Annotated in this window: 17 protein-coding genes; 9 read left to right on the forward strand and 8 right to left on the reverse strand. The window is 61.7% G+C overall.

The window, feature by feature from the left end:
- Positions 1 to 137: 137 nt before the first annotated feature.
- Positions 138 to 1,499, reverse strand: coding sequence for an MFS transporter (locus H7A87_RS20250; protein ID WP_024939637.1), 1,362 nt, complete (start codon positions 1,497 to 1,499; stop codon positions 138 to 140).
- Positions 1,500 to 1,688: 189 nt separating this feature from the next.
- On the reverse strand, positions 1,689 to 2,582 hold the full coding sequence (locus H7A87_RS20255) for a LysR family transcriptional regulator (RefSeq protein WP_119129941.1): 894 nt from the start codon (positions 2,580 to 2,582) through the stop codon (positions 1,689 to 1,691).
- A 99-nt stretch (positions 2,583 to 2,681) separates the two neighbouring features.
- Between H7A87_RS20255 and H7A87_RS20260 the strand changes: the two genes are divergently transcribed.
- Both H7A87_RS20260 and H7A87_RS20265 read left to right on the forward strand, forming a co-directional pair.
- The gene (locus H7A87_RS20260) at positions 2,682 to 3,521 is read left to right on the forward strand and encodes an SDR family oxidoreductase (RefSeq protein ID WP_119129942.1); all 840 of its coding nucleotides are present in this window, start codon (positions 2,682 to 2,684) and stop codon (positions 3,519 to 3,521) included.
- Positions 3,522 to 3,671: 150 nt separating this feature from the next.
- Positions 3,672 to 4,937, forward strand: coding sequence for a phospholipase D-like domain-containing protein (locus H7A87_RS20265; protein WP_180496822.1), 1,266 nt, complete (start codon positions 3,672 to 3,674; stop codon positions 4,935 to 4,937).
- A 42-nt stretch (positions 4,938 to 4,979) separates the two neighbouring features.
- On the opposite strand, the gene H7A87_RS20270 is transcribed toward H7A87_RS20265, so the two are convergent.
- The gene (locus tag H7A87_RS20270) at positions 4,980 to 5,516 is read right to left on the reverse strand and encodes a hypothetical protein (protein WP_119129943.1); all 537 of its coding nucleotides are present in this window, start codon (positions 5,514 to 5,516) and stop codon (positions 4,980 to 4,982) included.
- Positions 5,517 to 5,783: 267 nt separating this feature from the next.
- On the opposite strand from H7A87_RS20270, the gene H7A87_RS20275 reads away from it, so the two are divergent.
- The 4 genes from H7A87_RS20275 (at position 5,784) to H7A87_RS20290 (ending at position 7,893) form a co-directional block, all read left to right on the forward strand.
- A complete protein-coding gene (locus tag H7A87_RS20275; protein WP_119129944.1) occupies positions 5,784 to 5,990 on the forward strand; it encodes a hypothetical protein in 207 nt (68 codons plus the stop codon).
- A complete protein-coding gene (locus H7A87_RS20280) occupies positions 5,977 to 7,089 on the forward strand; it encodes a type II toxin-antitoxin system RelE/ParE family toxin (protein WP_119129945.1) in 1,113 nt (370 codons plus the stop codon). Before H7A87_RS20275 ends, H7A87_RS20280 begins: the two co-directional genes overlap by 14 nt.
- 136 nt (positions 7,090 to 7,225) lie before the next feature.
- Positions 7,226 to 7,480 carry an Arc family DNA-binding protein gene (locus H7A87_RS20285; RefSeq protein WP_102582218.1) on the forward strand — a complete coding sequence of 85 codons (255 nt, stop codon included), beginning with the start codon at positions 7,226 to 7,228 and terminating at the stop codon, positions 7,478 to 7,480.
- The gene (locus H7A87_RS20290) at positions 7,477 to 7,893 is read left to right on the forward strand and encodes a type II toxin-antitoxin system VapC family toxin (RefSeq protein ID WP_102582219.1); all 417 of its coding nucleotides are present in this window, start codon (positions 7,477 to 7,479) and stop codon (positions 7,891 to 7,893) included. The genes H7A87_RS20285 and H7A87_RS20290 overlap by 4 nt, the downstream gene beginning before the upstream one ends.
- A gap of 124 nt (positions 7,894 to 8,017) precedes the next feature.
- Here H7A87_RS20290 and H7A87_RS20295 read toward each other — a convergent pair whose 3' ends face one another.
- A complete protein-coding gene (locus tag H7A87_RS20295) occupies positions 8,018 to 8,578 on the reverse strand; it encodes a hypothetical protein (protein ID WP_104586335.1) in 561 nt (186 codons plus the stop codon).
- Positions 8,579 to 9,275: 697 nt separating this feature from the next.
- Here H7A87_RS20295 and H7A87_RS20300 point away from each other — a divergent pair.
- Positions 9,276 to 10,901 (forward strand): alpha/beta hydrolase-fold protein, encoded by a 1,626-nt coding sequence (locus tag H7A87_RS20300; protein ID WP_119129946.1) that lies wholly within the window; start codon positions 9,276 to 9,278, stop codon positions 10,899 to 10,901.
- 82 nt (positions 10,902 to 10,983) lie between these two features.
- Here H7A87_RS20300 and H7A87_RS20305 read toward each other — a convergent pair whose 3' ends face one another.
- Entirely contained in the window at positions 10,984 to 11,385 is a 402-nt protein-coding gene (locus tag H7A87_RS20305) for an antitoxin Xre/MbcA/ParS toxin-binding domain-containing protein (RefSeq protein WP_126968946.1), read from the reverse strand.
- Positions 11,386 to 11,689: 304 nt separating this feature from the next.
- Between H7A87_RS20305 and H7A87_RS20310 the strand changes: the two genes are divergently transcribed.
- The gene (locus tag H7A87_RS20310; protein WP_180496823.1) at positions 11,690 to 12,145 is read left to right on the forward strand and encodes a hypothetical protein; all 456 of its coding nucleotides are present in this window, start codon (positions 11,690 to 11,692) and stop codon (positions 12,143 to 12,145) included.
- 28 nt (positions 12,146 to 12,173) lie between these two features.
- Here the strand turns inward: H7A87_RS20310 and H7A87_RS20315 are convergent, their stop codons facing one another.
- Entirely contained in the window at positions 12,174 to 12,497 is a 324-nt protein-coding gene (locus H7A87_RS20315; protein ID WP_119129948.1) for a hypothetical protein, read from the reverse strand.
- A 111-nt stretch (positions 12,498 to 12,608) separates the two neighbouring features.
- Here H7A87_RS20315 and H7A87_RS20320 point away from each other — a divergent pair, with 111 nt between their 5' ends.
- Positions 12,609 to 12,854, forward strand: coding sequence for a helix-turn-helix transcriptional regulator (locus tag H7A87_RS20320; protein WP_115045825.1), 246 nt, complete (start codon positions 12,609 to 12,611; stop codon positions 12,852 to 12,854).
- 30 nt (positions 12,855 to 12,884) lie between these two features.
- Here H7A87_RS20320 and H7A87_RS20325 read toward each other — a convergent pair whose 3' ends face one another.
- Positions 12,885 to 13,799 (reverse strand): RluA family pseudouridine synthase, encoded by a 915-nt coding sequence (locus H7A87_RS20325; RefSeq protein ID WP_119129949.1) that lies wholly within the window; start codon positions 13,797 to 13,799, stop codon positions 12,885 to 12,887.
- A gap of 45 nt (positions 13,800 to 13,844) precedes the next feature.
- A complete protein-coding gene (locus H7A87_RS20330) occupies positions 13,845 to 17,432 on the reverse strand; it encodes an SIR2 family protein (protein WP_119130008.1) in 3,588 nt (1,195 codons plus the stop codon).
- Between the last annotated feature and the right edge of the window lie 137 nt (positions 17,433 to 17,569).

Consider the following 17,569-nt stretch of genomic DNA (forward strand, 5'->3'; position numbering starts at 1 on the left):
AGCCACTCGCGGTAAATGACACGAGGCGTCGCACGTCCCTTCATCCGCCCTTCGGGCACCTTCTCCCGCAGGGAGAAGGGAGCTCAACTCCAGCAGGCAGAAGGACGCTCAACGCCCGACGGGAGAAGGGCAGAGCATCAGCGCTTGCGCTGATGCATCGCCGCTTCGTCATCCAGCCAGTTGCTGCCCTTGTTGGTCAGGAAGAACATGTACACCACCAACGACACCGCGATCACCGCCGTTGCGTAGATCACGAACTCGCTGACGTGGCCGGTCTTCAACGAGGCCTGGTACAGCAGCGGCGCGGTGCCGCCAAAGGCGGAGTTGGCCAGCGCATAGCCCAGGCCCACGCCCAGCGCGCGCACATGGGTGGGGAACAGTTCGGCCTTCACCACCGCATTGATCGAGGTGTAGCCGGTCAGGATCACAAAGCCCACGGTGAGGATCGCGAACGCGGTCAGCCAGTCGGTCTGCTTGGGTAGCTCCATCACCAGGAACCAGGTGTAGAGCACCCCGCCGATGCCGAAGAACACCAGCAGGCTCTTGCGCCCGACGATGTCCGACAGCCAGCCGCCCACCGGCTGCATCAGCATCAGCACCGTCAGCGCGACCAGGTTGATGATGGTGCCGGCCATCACGTCGCCACCGGCGAACGCGGTCTGGATCATCTTCGGGCCGGTGACCGAATAGGTGTAGAACGCGATGGTGCCGCCGGCGGTGATCAGGAAGCACAGCAGCAACGGGCGCCACTGGTTGACGAACAGCTCGCGCATCGAGCCCGACGCCTTGGCCTTGCCGGTGCGCGAATCGGCGATGGATTCGGAGCTCAGCGACTCGTCCATGGTCTGGCGCAGCCAGAACACCACCAACGCACCGATGCCGCCCAGGCCGAACGCCACGCGCCAGCCCCACTCCGACACCTGCGGCGCATCGAAGAAATGCAGCATCACCAGCAAGGTGGTCTGCGCCAGCACGTGCCCGCCGACCAGCGTGACGTAATGGAACGAGGACAGGAACCCGCGCCGGCCCGGAATGGCCGCCTCGGACATGTAGGTGGCACTGGTGCCGTACTCGCCGCCGGTGGCAAAGCCCTGCAGCAGGCGCGCCAGCAACAGGATGATCGGCGCGGCGATGCCGATCGTGGCCACCGTGGGCGTCACCGCGATGACGAACGAGCACAGCGCCATCATCGACACCGAGATGGTCAACGCCAGCCGGCGGCCGTAACGGTCGGCGAAGCGGCCGAAGTACCACGCACCGATCGGGCGCATCAAAAAGGTCATCGCAAAGATCGCCCACACGAACATGGTGGCGTTCTTGTCTTCCTTGGAGAAGAACTGCGATTCGAAGTAGGTGGCAAACACCGAGTAGACGTAGACGTCGTACCACTCGACCAGATTGCCGGCCGATCCCTTGAGCGTGTTGGACACCGAACGGCGAAGGCTACCGGGGGCTGCGCCAGAACCGGCGGCGATCGGAGACGTTGGGGGTGCGCTCATGCAGTCAGAACCTCGTGGGTGGGACACCCGGGAAGTATAGGTGCGTGCTTGTGTGACGCATGTAAGCATTTCGGCGCATATACAGGCGCCGCAACCGGCATCGGTGCGCGCGCTTCAGCCCGCTTTCGGAGTCGGCCGCGACGCCTGCGGCCCATCATGGGCGTGACCGCCCTGGGTGCCGATCGACGGCTACGGCAACACCTGCCTGAGCGTCTCGATGAACGCGCGCAGCCCGGGCGGAACCTGTCGATGCCCCGGGTAGTACAGCACCAGTCCCGGAATCGCCGGACACCACTGCTCCAGCACGCGCACCAGCGTGCCGCGTGCCAGTGCCGCCATCGCCGCGTGCTCGGGCACATAGGCGATGCCAAGGCCGGCCTCGGCGGCTTCGCTCATCATCAGGAGCTGGTCCAGCGTCAGCCGCCCAGGCACGTCGATCGCCACCTCCTGGCCGCGCCGCTCGAACTCCCAGCGGTACAGCCTGCCGCTGGGCATGCGGTGCCGGATGCAGGCGTGGCGATGCAGATCGTCCGGCGTGTCCGGGTAGCCGGCATGCTGCAGATACGCAGGTGCGGCCACCGCGATGAAACGCGTCTGCCCACCAAAGGGCACTGCAATCATGTCCTGCGGTACCGACTCGCTCAGGCGAATGCCGGCATCGAAGCCGGCCGCCACGATGTCCACCAGCCGCCCTTCGCTCACCAGGTCCACCGACAGCGCCGGATGACGCGCCAGCACCTGCGGCACCACCTGCTGCAACAACAGCCGCACCACCACTTCGGGGGCATTGATGCGCACCGTGCCGGTGGGCCCGCTCCGGAAGGCATCCAGTTCGCCCAGCGCCTGTTCGACGTCCTGCAATGCGGGCACCAACTTGGCGTAGAGCCGTTCGCCTGCTTCGGTCAGCGACACGCTGCGCGTGGTTCGATGCAGCAGGCGCACGCCGAGATTGCGTTCCAGCGCGCTGATCAGATGGCTGAGCGAGGACGGTGCCAGCCCCAGCTCGGCGGCCGCACGCCGAAAGCTGCGATGCACCGCGACGCTGGTGAACGCGGCCAGGTCATTGAAGGTCGGCTTGGGCATTGGTGGCCATTTCACATCAACTCATTCGGATTCTATGGCATAGACCCATCAATTCCCCGCGCCTAGAGTGGAATTCCCTTCCACGCAAAGGCCACCCCCATGTCCCGGACCTGGCTCATCACAGGCGCATCCTCCGGCTTCGGCCGCGGCCTGGTCGAAACATTGCTGGCGCGCGGCGATCGCGTCGCAGCCACCGTGCGGCGCGCAGGAGCGCTTGCCGATCTGCAGGCCGCGCACGGCGACGCTTTGACCGTCCTACAGCTGGATCTGCGCGACAGCGCAGCGGTGCGCGAGACCGTCACCCGGGCCTTCCAGGCCCTGGGCAGGATCGACGTGCTGGTCAGCAACGCCGGCTACGGCACGCTCGGTGCCGCTGAGGCCGCCACCGACGCCCAGGTGCGCGATCTCATCGACACCAACCTCATCGGCTCCATCACGCTGATCCAGGCCGCGCTGCCGCACCTGCGTCGCCAAGGTGGCGGGCACGTGGTGCAGGTGTCGTCCGAAGGCGGCCAGATCGCCTACCCCGGCTTCAGCCTGTATCACGCCAGCAAATGGGGCATCGAAGGCTTCATCGAAGCCGCCGCGCAGGAAGTGGCCGGCTTCGGCATCCACTTCACCCTGGCCGAACCCGGCCCGGCACGCACCAACTTCGGCGCCTCGCTGGTCAGGACCGACATCCCGTCCGACTACCTCGGCACACCGGTCGACGCACTCAGCCGCGCGCTGGACGACGGCAGCTGGGCCATCGTCGGCGACCCGCAGCGCATGGTCGCGGCCATGATCGCCTGCACCGAGGCATCCCCCCCGCCGTTTCGGCTGGTCATGGGCACGGCGGCCTACCACGCGATCCGCGAGGCGTTGACCACGCGGCTGGCTGCGCTGGAAGACCAGCGCGACATCGCGTTGTCCACCGACAGCCCGGCTGCCGCCGGATGAAGGCAGCGACGCTGCAGCGCGCGCGTTCTGCAGCGTCACCAGCGCCGATCCGCGGCTGGCGCCCCACCCTTCACGGCCCCCATGCCGCCCGGCTTGCCAGAATGCCGGCCGCTCGGGGCCGTCGATGGCAGGGGAACAGGGGTTGGATGCATGACATGGATCATCGTGGCCACGGTCGTCACCACGCTGGTGGTGGGGCTGCTGCTGCTCAACTTCGCCACGCCCGAGAAAAAGCTCGAGCACATCCCCAGCCATTGCTACGACGTGTCCGACCCGCAGTTCAAGCGCGAGATGTCGGTGTTGCTGGGTCCGGCGATCCTGCCCGGCAACAAGATCCAGGTACTGCATAACGGCAGCGAGATCTTCCCGGCGATGCTGGCCGCCATCCGCAGCGCGCAGCGCACCATCACCTTCGAAACCTATATCTACTGGTCGGGCGAGATCGGCCGCGAGTTCAGCCAGGCGCTGTCCGAGCGCGCGCGCGCCGGGGTCAAGGTGCGCGTCACCATCGACTGGGGCGGTAGCCTGAAGATGGATGCGTCGCTGGTCGAGGACATGACCAAGGCCGGGGTGGAAGTGCATCGCTACCGCCCGCTGACCTGGTACAACCTGCACCGCGTCAATAACCGCACCCATCGCAAGCTGCTGGTGATCGACGGCCGCATCGGCTTCACCGGCGGCGTGGGCGTGGCCGACCAGTGGATGGGCGATGCGCAGGACCCGGAGCACTGGCGCGACTCGCATTACCGCATCGAAGGCCCGGTGGTGGCGCAGGTGCAGGCCGCCTTCAACGACAACTGGATCAAGAGCACCGGCCGCGTGCTCAACGGCGCCGAGTACTACCCGGAGCTGGCACCGGCCGGCGACAGCGACGCGCAGCTGTTCGTGGCCTCGCCGGTCGGCGGCAGCGAGAGCATGCACCTGATGTACCTGATCGCCATCGCCGCGGCGCGCAGCTCCATCGACCTGGCCGCGGCCTACTTCGTCCCCGATGCGCTGATCACCCGCTCGCTGCTGGAAGCGCGTGCGCGTGGCGTACGCATCCGCGTGCTGCTGCCGGGCAAGCATATCGATGCGGTCTCGGTGCGGCTGGCCTCCAAGGCCAGCTGGGAGCCGCTGCTGCAGGCCGGCATCGCCATCCACGAATTCCTGCCCACCATGCTGCATACCAAGCTGCTGATCATCGACGGCCTGCTGGTCTCGGTGGGCTCGACCAACTTCGACATCCGCTCGTTCCGCCTCAACGACGAGGCCAGCCTGAATGTCTACGACCGTGACCTGGCCGCGCAGATGACCGAGGTGTTCGAGCGCGACCTGCAACGGGCCGAGCCGTACACACTGGAGCGCTGGCGCAAGCGGCCGCTGCGGCAGAAGCTGGGCGAGAAGCTGGTCCTTCCGTTCCGCTCGCAGGTGTGATGCAGCGCGGACGCCGCAAGCAGCGGCGGCGCCCGACAACCCTCACGACAGTGGCGGCGGCACCGCGATCGGCGCAGCCTGCAGCCGCAGCTGGCGCAGCCGCCACCACAGCCCGCCCAGATGCACCAGCGAATACAGCACCAGCGCCGCGGCGATGCCCAGCGTCAGCGGGCTGGCCTGCGCGCCGGCCGCCGCCGCGCCCGCGCTGAAGGCGCCATCGGCCCAGCGCCAGGCCAGGCGCCCGAGCAGCACCAGCATCAAGCCACCGCCGATCCACGGATTGGGCGTATACCAGCCGCGTCCCTCCACCCATTCGGCATGCGTGTAGCGCAGCGATGCGGCGCCCAGCCCGATGCCGACCAGCGCTCCCGCGGCGATCCCTGGCCGGACCTGCGGCAGGCCATAGACCGCGTACGCCAGCGCCGCCGCGGCAACCACCAGCACCAGGGCGCGCAGCGCCGTGCTCACCGGCTTCCAGCGCTGGCGGCCGAAGCTGCGGCGGATGCGCCGGTAGTAGAGGAAGGCGATGGCCGCCATCGACAGATACGGCGTCAGCGGTGCGATGGCAGCAGCGGGCATGGCGATTCCTTTGCGGGGTGAGGTGACCACCGCAGAATGAAACCGCCCCCGGTAGCGAACAAGGTGCCAAGTGTCACTTTCTGCGCGCGCAGGCGGCCGGCCGGGCCGCCGCCGCCACGCGCGGCCATCGCGACGGACCAGAGGCCCTCGCGCAGGACCGCTTCCCTGCCACTGCCAATAAACGCCTCAACCGCACGCCAGCCGTTGCCACACGCGAACCAGAGCCGCACGGGTAGACTTGCCGGCAGAGCTCCCCACCGCAGTGCCATGTCCGCCATCAAGCAAGAAGCCCGCACGCTGATCGACACGCTGCCCGAGACGGCAGGATGGGACGACGTGGTTCGCGTCGTGGACACCGCCAGCTTCGAGGCCGCCGTGCTGGAGGGCATGGCCGCAGCGGATCGGGGCGCGGTTGTCGCACCGGCACAGGTGGCGGCACTGTTCGCCAGATGGGGCGTTGATGTTGCGGCGTGACTGGACCGTCCCGGCCGCCAGGCAACTCGCACACGCCCAGGATCACTACCACGCGCTCAGCCCGACCGCCGCCGCCGCGATGGCGCGGCGGGTGCTGGACGCCACCCGCACCCTGGCCGAGCAGCCCGGGCGCGGCCGCGCCGGCCGCGTCGCCGGCACCAGCGAATGGGTGGTCAGGCAAACGCCCTACGTGCTGGTCTACCGCGTGCGCGACGACGCGCTGCAGCTGCTGCACGTCCGCCTGGAAACGCAGGACTGGCTGCCGCGCACCGAGCCGCTGATCGAGCGCATCGAACCGTGGATCGCCGCGCTGATCAGCGCCCTGCTGCATGTGCTGATGCTGCTGATCCTGCTGTCGGCCTCCACGCCCACCATGACCCCGCCGCAGGGCTCGGCCAGCGGTGGCCGCACCAAGGTGGATTTCGTCGGCGACACCTCCACGCCCGACCAGCCGGTTCCGTCCCCGACGCCCACCCCGCCCTCGCCAACGCCCGCGCCCGTGCAGCCGCCGCCGGCCGCCTCGCCGGTGCAGTCCACCCTGGTCAAGACCGCCAAGAACCCGATCCCGCCGGCAGGCAACACCCGCCGCGGCGGCCTGGTCGAGCAGCGCCAGACCCAGCCGGTGCAGCGCCCCACCCCGCCGCAACCCCCGGCAGAACCTTCATCGCCGCCGCAGCGCCGCCCCGAGACCTGGACCGGCCGCCCACCGGGCATGCTCGAAGAAGAAGCAGATGCCGCCGAGGACGGCATGTCCAACACGCCCACCATCAGCGAAGGCCGCCGCCGCGACCGCAGCAACGCCCAACCCAGCATGGATGTGGGCGGCTACCAGGTCTATTACGAAGTGCGCAGCGAAACCCAGCTGCGCAACTGGCGCGACCAGGGCATGAAGGAACTGGCGATCATCCTGCCCGGCACCCAGTACCGCATGGTCTGCCCGCTGGAAGTCGCGCTCAAGCGCGGCTCCAGCAAATGCCGCCTGCTGCCGCCGGACTCGCCGGAGCTGAAAGACATCGGCGATGCCCGCGAGGTCATCAACATGATGGAGGTCTACAAGCAGGGCGAGCCGGTGTGGCGCGGGCCGGGGCCGTATCGGTGAGTGGCAGGCCAGGTTGGCCCCGGATTCCAATACGGCTGGTGCGGTGATGACTGCTTCGATACCGGGTGTGGTGAAGTTGTCTAAGTGCTTGCACTTCTCTAAAGTGCAAGCAACCTGATTCCACCGGGAGGGTGACATGCCTTCTTTCACCGTCCGCAATATCCCCGATGAGGTGCATCGCGCGATCCGCGCGAGGGCCGCACTCCACGGCCGCAGCACCGAGGCGGAGATCCGCGCAATCCTTGAATCAGCGGCCAAACCGGCAGACCGGGTCAAACTCGGCTCCCTGCTGGTGGACATTGGCCGCGACGCTGGCCTGACAGCAAAACAGGCCGACGCGTTCGACACCTTACGCGACAAGACCGCAATCAAGCCGATCAGCCTGAAGTGATCCTGCTCGATACCAATGTCATCTCCGAGCTTTGGCGGCCTCAGCCCAACCCGAAGGTCGTTGCCTGGATCGATGCGCAGGCTGTCGAGACACTGTTCCTGTCGGTGGTAACGGTGGCCGAATTGCGTTTTGGCATTGCCGTGATGCCCGAGGGCCGCAAGCGATCCACGTTGCATGCACGGTTGGAAAGCGATGTATTGCCACTGTTCAATGGGCGCCTGCTGGCGTTTGATCTGGACGCATCGCACGCATTCGCGACACTCGCATCGAAAGCCAGAGCCGCAGGACTCACACTCGGTCGCGCCGATGCCTACATCGCTGCAACGGCAGCCGCGCAAGGCCTGACCGTTGCCACTCGCGACACGGCACCGTTCGCGGCGATGGCGCTGGACGTCATTGACCCGTGGAGTTGATCCGGCGCGTGCGGTGATAAACCGCCGTTTCGCCCGCTCCTCCAACGTGCTGCTTTGAAAACAGCAGCCGAACGAGCCGACGCTGTCTTCGGCGCGTTCGCCGATTACCCGGCGGTTGCAGACATCAGCGGCCCTGGTCTTTGCCCAGTTTGGTAGCCAGTGCTCCCTTGAACGGCGCCGGATTGCTGGTCACCAGGCAGTTGTAGGGTTTGTCGCTGTTGAGAACCAGCACGGACGACTGCGGCCCCTTGAAATCCAGCCCGACCGAAAACAGCACATAGGTGTCGGGCAGCGCGCTCGGCCGAAACGCGCCGAAGGCATACTCCCCAGCCACGCCCAACGGCGCCAGCGGTATCGTCACCGTCAGCGGCTGTGTGGCCACAGGCGATGGCAGCGACGAGGACGCGGACATGATCTTGGATTGCACGTCGATGGAGTACTTGGTGGTGACCGCCGAGCCCAGGTACTTGGATGTTGGTGCCGACACCTGCTTGCGACATGCCGCGATGTCTTCGGGTTTCTGATCCTGCTGACCGGTCTGCAGCGTGGCAAAGACACGGGTCAGCGTGACCGTATCCGTCTTGCTGACCGGTGCTGCAACAGCAGCGTCCATGCACAGCGCGGCCACGACGAGTGAAAGGCCACAGGCCGCAAGCGCACCGCGATAGCTGGTTTTACGTTTCATTTCGATCGTTCCCTGGTGTGTGATGCAAGGTTTTGGCAGCGGCTGTTCGCGCGGCTGCCGCTTGCGCCTTGAATGGAATTCGCAACGGCACCTGTGCATAACGCCAAGCGGCAGATGATCGATTGCGTACGATGACGCCCCGCGTGTGTGTGGCACGCACCACACCTACGCCACCAGCTGGTCACGCCGCTGGTGTGTTCATCGTTGAAGACCAAAGCCTCGCAAACCCGGCAAATCGTCTCAATAACCTCGTTGCGTGATGCAGTTTGGAATTCGGGAGCAAACACCGTTTCTGTTTCTAGCATCAGACATCAGTCGAGACCGCACGCAACGCATTTACCACTAGGACCAAACATAATCTGCCGCAGCAAGCGTGCCTGACCGGAAACAGGTGAAATCTGGAACCAACATTAGATTGGCTGCCTGTCAGACATTTACCGGGTTGGAACTGACGCGGGCTTTCGTTTTAGTTACTTGGGGCTGGCGAGGCTGGCCCAGCTTCACGCTATGGCTTGCGCTGCTCGTGATACCGGGTGGAGTCGGGGTCGGGTCCGGTTGAGGAGGTGATTCCTGGACAGGCAGATCGGATACGGTGACCAGACCTCGCGATGGCGGCGCACGGTGGGCCGGGAACTGGCTACAGTCTGCGCAGGGCCGTGTGCGCCCGCCTCGTCCACCTGCGTTCCAAAGGATCTGCATGTCCCTGCATCGTCTTGTTCCCCGCCTGGGTCTGGCCATTGGCCTGTTGTGCGCCTGCGCCGCGCACGCCGCCGCACCGGCAGCGGCCCATCGCCTGCTGCGTGTCACGCTGGACGGGGCCAGCGACCAGCCCGTGTCCGGGCGCCTGCTGGTGTTCGCCACGTTGGCCAAGGACGCCCAGGCCGCGGCCAAGGATGGAAAGGACGGCAAAGCCGGCAAGGTGGAAGAGGTGGACGTCAGCCCGTTCCGCCCGACGGCGGTGGCCGTGGCGGCGCAGGAGGTGACCGCGCTCGCCCCCGGTGCCAGCGTCGAGATCGACCTGGACAACATCGCCTTCCCCAGCGGGTTTTCCGCGCTGCCGGCCGGCGAGTACCTGTTCCAGGCCGTGCTGGATCCGGACCACAGCTACGGCTACAGCGGCCGCGATGGCGGCGATCTGCTGAGCGAGGTCACCGCGGTGACGCCGGGCAAGGGCAAGCCGTTGCCCACGCTGAGGCTCAGCAGGCAGGTGCCGGTGTCGGACGACCCGTGGCAGGTGTCGCCGCGGGCGCCGCAGGCGATCCGCGACGCCATCCCGGAGGCCAGGCTGCATAGCGCGGACGCCTCGCTGGTGAGCCCGGCGCTGAGCGCGTTCTGGGGCCGGCCGGTGTCGCTGCGCGCCCGCGTGCTCACCCCGCCGGGCTACGACGCCAAGGCCGCTGCCCGCTATCCCACCGTGTATGTCACCCACGGCTTCGGCGGCAACTACAACCGCTTTGCCGGCAGCATCGCCGCCGCCTGGAGCGCGATGGCGGCCAAGCAGATGCCGCCGATGATCTGGGTGTTCCTGGACCAGTCCACGCCCACCGGCACCCACGAGTTCGCCGACTCGGTCAACAACGGCCCCTGGGGCACCGCGCTGACCGAAGAGCTGATTCCCGCGCTGGAGCGCCAGTACAAGATGGACGGCAACGCCCGGGGCCGCTTCTTGAACGGGCATTCGTCCGGCGGCTGGGCCACGCTGTGGCTGCAGACGCGCTACCCCAAGCTGTTCGGCGGCACCTGGTCCACCTCGCCCGACTCGAGCGACTTCCACGACTTCACCGGGCCGGACCTGTACGCGCCCAATGCCAACGTCTACCGGCGCCCGGACGGCAGCCAGTTCCCGCTGATCCGCGACCAGGGCAAGGTGGTGGCCGACCTGGAGACCTTCGCCAGGCTCGAGCGCGTGCTCGGCCCGTACGGCGGCCAGCTCACCTCGTTCGAGTGGGTGTTTTCCCCGCGCGGGCCCGACGGCCGCCCGCTGCCGATGTTCGACCGCGACACCGGCAAGGTAGACCCGGCCGTGGTGGCCTACTGGCGCACGCACTACGACATCGCCGCGCGCGTGGCCGCGCAATGGCCCACGCTCAAGCCGGACCTGGACGGCAAGATCCACCTGATCGTCGGCACCGCCGACACGTTCTACCTGGATGGGGCGGCGCGCAAGTTCCAGGCGGTGCTGGACGGCCTGGGCGCCAAAAGCGACTTCCGCTACCTGGAAGGCCGCAGCCACTTCGACCTGTACAAGGAGGGCGAGGACAGCAACGCCTTGATGAAGAAGATTGCCTGGGAGATGTACGCCGTAGCGCGACCCAAGCAGTAAGCGCGCCCACGCACGGCCGGCGCTGCCGATCGACGGGCCGGCCACCGGCGCGCCAAGGCGCGCCGTGCAACGCTGTCGATCCTCAGGCCGAGCGCTTGGACAACTCCCACTCCAGCTGCTGCCTGAGCACCAGCAGCAGCACCTGCAGGCGGCCACCGCGCACCAGCGCGGCCGGCGTCTGCCCGTCCAGGGCGTTCATAGGCTTGCGGAACCAGCCGATCAGCGCCTCGTTGTTGCCGCCGTTCAAGGCCCAGGCGTGGCAGACGATCTCGCCCAGGTTCTCGATACCGGTGCTGCCCAGCAGCTTGAGGTGCTCCGGCGTGAAGGCGAACAGCGTCAGCACCAGCTCGGCATCGGCCGCCTTGCCGTAATCGGCCTCCATCTGCTGGCTGTGCGCGGTGCTGTAGATCAACGCCTGCGCGCGGAAGTCTTCGGCACGCCGCATGCCGGTGAGCAGTGATGCAATGAGGTCGGCGCGTTCCATGAGGCAGTCCAGCGGTGTGATAGCGCGCACGCTATCGACGTTGCCGCCGCCGCTCAATCAGGAGACTCCTGACAGGCGGTATCGGCGTCAGCGGCCGTTATAGTCCGCGCCAGCCGGCGTGGGCGGCGTCGGTGGCCCGGCGGCGGCGTTGGCGGCCGATTGCTGCTTGCGCGCGGCCGCCGCAGCGGCGCCACCCATTGGCCGTGCTTGACGTGCACATTGCTAGGATTCGGGCGCGTCACTGGCAGCAGCCCGCGCCTGCAGGGCTGCAGTACTGGAGTGTCATCTCATGAGGAGTTGTCAGATGCCCTGGAAACCCGCTTTCGCCATGCTTGCCCTGTCCGCCGCCGCGCTGCCGGCCTTGGCCCAGTCCGACCGCCAGGTGGTCGAAGACATGCTCACCCGCTCGGCCAATGTCTGCCCCGGCCACAGCACCGACCGCACCGCGCCCACCGTCAAGGCCGTGCCCGTGGGCGCGCTGCGGGTGATGCTGGAACGCGGCCTGGTCATGTGCCCGGACCGCCGCCTGGATGCCGCCGCGCCGGCGGTGTTCTACGGCCGCCTGGGCGTGTTCGCCTGGAACCCGGAAGTGCCCGCCGGCAAGACGGTGATCGTCAAGCAGATCGACACCATGACCCGCAACGAGGAATACCCCGCCGAGACGCTGGTGTGGGACGCCAAGGGCACCGCGCTCAAGCAGCAGACCGTGCCGATGTTCGAGCCCAAGCCGGGTGCGGCGGTGTTGTACAAGGTGCGTTGAGGCTGACGCGATTGCCCGCGGCGCCCGGTCAGACCCTGGCGCCGCGCTGCCCGCTCGCTTCGGCCGCATCGTCCGGACCATCGACACCGAGGCGCTGCTCGTAAATCTCATCGACCACACCGCGCACCGCGCGGGCGGCGTTGAAGATGCTCTCGCCCAGAACCGACAGACTGGTGGCATCCAGCGGCTTGCCGCTGCACACCGCCACCATATCGCTCTGCGCAGTGATCGTGCGCAGCAGCGAATGGAACTGGTCGATCTGCTCGACGGTGACGCCGAAGGTGAAGTGTTCTTCTTGCGTTTGCAGCGTGGCCTCTGGCGTAGGTGCCTTGAGGGTTTTCGAAGTCGTCATGGCATCCGTCCTCGACGTGAGCGGACGAGATATCCGCCCTCCAAATTTATCCCTTTTTCAGATATTTGAAAAGGGGATATAGCTTCAGTGCGGCCTTTCAACGTCGCCGCCATGCCAATCAAGTCGATCCACAAAGACGATTACGACGTCCTGCTGCAGCAACTGCGCGAACTTCGCCTCTCCGCGGGACTAACGCAGGCTGCCTTGAGCACTGCGCTGGAGCGCCCGCAGTCGTATGTCAGTGATGTTGAGCGAGGCAGTCGCCGGATGGATCTTCTTCAGTTGCGGGACTTCTGCAACGCCTGCGGAACTTCACTGACCAAGTTCGTTACCGAGTTCGAGAAGGAATTGAAGTAATCCGCCGGGAGAGTGCGTGTTGCTTCGTTCCTAATTGTTCGGCCCGACCGTCGCTGTAAAACTCCGCGGCTCGCCGGTGATCGGGTCATCGAACGCCAACATATGCGCGAACAACTGCAACGGCCGTTCCGGATCATCGGGCCGCTGATCTTCCAGCTCTGGATAGAAACGGTCATGCAGGATCGGCGCGCCGAGCGCGGCCATATGCACACGTAACTGGTGCTTGCGCCCGGTGACAGGCTCCAGCCGATATGTCCATGTGTTCGCGCCGCGCGCGACCACATCGATCACCGTCTCGCTGTTCGGCTCGCCCTCGCCCTCGCGCATGCGGAAGAACGGCTCGCCCAGCTCCAGCCGGCTACGATGCACATACGGAAACGTCAGCCCCGGCAGCGGCGGCGCCACCGCAAGGTAGTGCTTGCGGATACGTCGCTCGCGGAACAACGCCTGGTAGATGCCACGCGTGGAAGGGTTGGCCGAGAACAACACCAACCCCGAAGTGTCTCGGTCGATGCGGTGCAACGGCACCAATGCGGGATTATCGAAGCGCCGCATTAATCGCGTCAGCAACGTCTCGCGCACATAGGCGCCAGCTGGCACCACGGGCAGAAAGTGCGGCTTGCAGGCCATCAACACATGGGAGTCAGCATGTACTACCGTTTCAGTAAATGGAATAAGCGGCTCGTCCATTACTTCTCGGAAATACTGGATCTGAGCACCAGGTCGGTGTGGCGCCGATGCATCAAGCGCATGACCACAAGCATCCAGTACTCGACCACGTAAAAAACGATCACGCCAGACCACTTCGGGAACATAAGGAAAGCAAGCGCACAGCGCTTGCAGAACCGTTCCCCAAGATCCCGGCGGGAGTTGGAAATGACTAGCAGGAATGCCACTGCAAGTGCGTCGAATAGTGACATCTATAACAGCGGAAGTGCGCTTCATTGGTTTGTAATAGTCACCCTGTGGGTTACAAAATTCAGTGAAATTCTAAGAAGACTTTCTTTCTGCTAATGTTCCACACTCCAATGCACACCTTACTTCAGGAAGCGGATCATTAAAAGCTTGACTAATTAAATCAAAAAGAGGCTCACTATTTTCACATTTATCTTTCAAAATAAGTTCAGCTATTCGGGCACATTCACGTCGTATTAATGGCGCAACTACAGATTCGTACGAATCGTCAAGAATCTCATATCTACTTCTTTGATATATGTCAGGCAATACTTCTGCTATTCTTTGCATGTCGATAGAATTAACGCTGCCAATTGCAATAGCTTCTCGAAATACGCCAAGTAAAGCTGGTAATTTTGCGGGCGCCCCCGTTTCAACCATATTAACCAAAATGGATAACAAGCTTGCTGCTTCAGTCGCTTGAGAATCCACTCTGATCCAAACTAAGCTCGCGTGAGCTGCCGCAGAAAAAACCCTCAAATCCTCGCTACGAAGAGCCACTCTGATTTGACGATTCACTTTATCACTTAGCTCAGGATTAGCCATGGCGAAGTAAGGAGCACCCGCCATTAAAATTCCTTTTCGGGTTTGCGCGTTAAATTCTAAAAGAGCGTCAAGCCGAAATGACGTTAAATTTTCTTTTCCAAGTGCGGGAACAAATACAAAAGCCAGTGCACTAGAAACCAATTCCTCCAGCCTATCATCATCCCAATTAAGATGGCCCATGATTGAATCATCTTCGTCCTTGTTTCGGCGCCATTGCACTAAAAAATCGAAAAATTTAGAAGATTCTGCTTCTGTCGGCTGAATTTCAACCGCCCCAAAGCTACGCGCCTCGACTATCTGTGCAAGTCCAGCAACATTACACATCTGGCTTGGCTCCTTCGAAAAGAGACTACTCCTGATTGACGCATTAACTGCTTGAGGATCCGCACTTGGAACTCTTGAGAGCGCTCTCCAATAAAGTCCTGAACTGGGCAGAGGTTCATAACTCTCAGGATCACCCCAGACCATTCTTGCTAATGCAGAACCTTCCTTTTCATTAAGATAGCTTGCATCCTGCAAAACAAGCAGGCGCTCTAGGACGTCACCGCGGGCGCGTTCATCAGACGATGCAAAATCGATAAGCTGGGAAATTCTCTCATCCACAACCCGGCTACTTTCTCTGGATCCTGGAAATTTTATAATCGGATTATATAAATTAAATTCACCAGCCGTAGAAAGCTCGATTGAGATGGGAAATAGAAGCACCTCCTCGACTAACAAAAACCGGTCTGATTCCCTAACACTTTCCAGTGAAAACTTAACGAGATTGTTAAAAGGCTGAATCGTCCTAAAGTTAATAACCCCAGGTAATGTCGCGATTTTTCGTGCCAGCTTGAATGTTTCTATAGCTTCTTGAGGCGTAGCACGGACACATAACCTCGCGACAACCTCAAAAAATAGCTGAATCTTTTCAATAGCAAATTTGGAAGCTTCACCACCAGAATTAAATTTTTCTATCCAAAATTCTAGAGCTAATTTGTTTGAGGAAAATAGCGAACTTGCGAATTCGGCATCAAGTGAAGCTATCTTTGCACGTGACATCACTTTGTTGAGAACGTCATCGGAATCATTTCTCACGACCCTCATAGCAAGAGAAAATCGATCCTCATCGCCGATATTTTTGGATTGCAGAATTGCCTTTGCAGATTCACTTAGGAAGCTTACCCCTTGCGACCTCACTGGCAATCCTGTTCTGTTACTCATTATCTCAAGAAGTACAAGCGGATGGATCTCGTTACTCCACGTCACTTGTTGACTCCGATCCCTGAAACTTCCGGCGTCGAAGAGTGGCTCGATACCAATCCTTTTCCGCTCTTTCTCCAGCATACTGATCGCATCATCACCAAGGCTCTGAATTTCATCCCACGGACTGCAGCGCTTATCTTGGTAGATCGATGGGAAAGGCTCATAAACTTTTGGACTATAAATCTCTAGGCCGCGAAGAAACCAATGCGCCCATGCCAATCTAGAGAAAACTTGAATAGACCCAGGATCGTCTCTACTTATTTTTTGCAAACTGGAAAAAGCGTTTGATACGAGATTTTTAGCTTCCTCGAATCTTCCAAGATCACAAAGAAGACCTGCCTTCCGCAACTGCCAGGTGGGATCTATTGGTTGAATATTCTCAACAAACACCTGCAACTGCGAGTAATCTATGTTGTCTCGTGCGCGACCAGCCTTGAAGTAGAAAAGCTCATTAGGGATTTCTTCCCAAAACGCTTTCTTATCTTCAAGAAATTTTTGACTCTCTTCTGAAATTATTTCTCTGACTTCTTTGTCAACCCATCGGCTGCTGCGAAGTGCAAGCAACGCCATCTCACAAAGTTGTCTGATGGAAATTTCGTTATGTCCGCTTGCCTTACATACTTCTAATATTTGGCCAGCAAGCCATGCGGGGATAGGCAAGCAACTTACTTCGTGCCTCCACGCTATTTCGTAAAGTATCTTCGCCCTGTCAGGCAAATTCATGGCCAACAATATGGTCAACGAAGGATTAGGATCACTGATCTGGTGCCGCAACTGCCAACGCCTGCCATGTGGACATATAAGCCATCCGGGATAGGCATTGCGATCTTGCATTAATATTTCTAGCTGATCTTTCAGCCGCCTTGCAGGAATCGATGCGTCTTCACGCTCCCGCCTATCTTGGCTCTCGTCATAAGCAGACCGGTTCAATGAAGTGATTTTCCATTCCCATGCAGGGATAGGCTTAAGCCGTTTAAGCTCATCCAAAAAATACCGAATTGCTTCTAAGTGCTGCCTGTCTGGGATGTCCCAACCTCTTACCATCGGGTAGAGATCGATCGGCGCGACGTTTAGACTTTGGAGATATTTCCGCTTAGAGCTAGTTAATTGGAGCGAACCCACCAAATAGATTCTTCTCACGTGGTTGGCAAGCTGGTCACGCACCCAACCTACCCACTGCAAAAAGTTGGGATCATCCCCCGAGAATCCAATCAAGCATAGCTCGTTTTCAATAAAAACTTGTCTGGCAAAATTTACATAAGCTGCACTTTTTCGCGGAAAAGTCCTATAGTCCTCCTGAGTGAAAACGAGGGTATCCGTCAACCCTAATGTTCCGTGTAGCTTTACAATGCGTGGAGACCGCGAGCTAGATAATTGCTCTTGGCGGGTCACGACACTATAGACCGGCGCACTCACCTCTAAGCTTGCACGCTCAAGTAAGGTGTCCCAGTTCGTAGTAAGTATCTCCGTCCAAGGAAGCTTTAAAAGCTCTTGGTAAAGACCTCCTGGCTCCCATCGTTTATCATCAATCTCGCGACGCAATAAATCATTGAGTGATTGACGCCCGAAATACGCCTCATATTCCGCTGCAAGCCGCAAGGGATCGTTGTAAGGGCTAGTTTTTAGTTGGTCAGCTAATGTTTTAGATAAATCAGACCACAATGGCAGTTTTCTGTTTGGATCGCCACTCCTAGCTGCTGACCTTCCAAAGCCTGCGCCCACCATAACCGCTGCACCGTGGTAGGAATTAGCTTCGCGCCACATTGCTTCAGCAAGTTTTTGTAGGTTCGGATAATCCTCTAAAGAAGATACTTCAATTTCGCGCTCAGCCATATTCTGTCGCCGATTATTTGATGCGCTATCTTGCTTCAATTCGGCAGTGTGTTCCACGGTTAACGGGAACTTACATTAATTTTTTCTGACGACATGAGCTGCATTCATATTCAAGCCATCGATGCCATGAAAGCCTT

It is taken from the genome of Xanthomonas sp. CPBF 426 (assembly GCF_903989465.1).
GTDB lineage: Bacteria > Pseudomonadota > Gammaproteobacteria > Xanthomonadales > Xanthomonadaceae > Xanthomonas > Xanthomonas euroxanthea.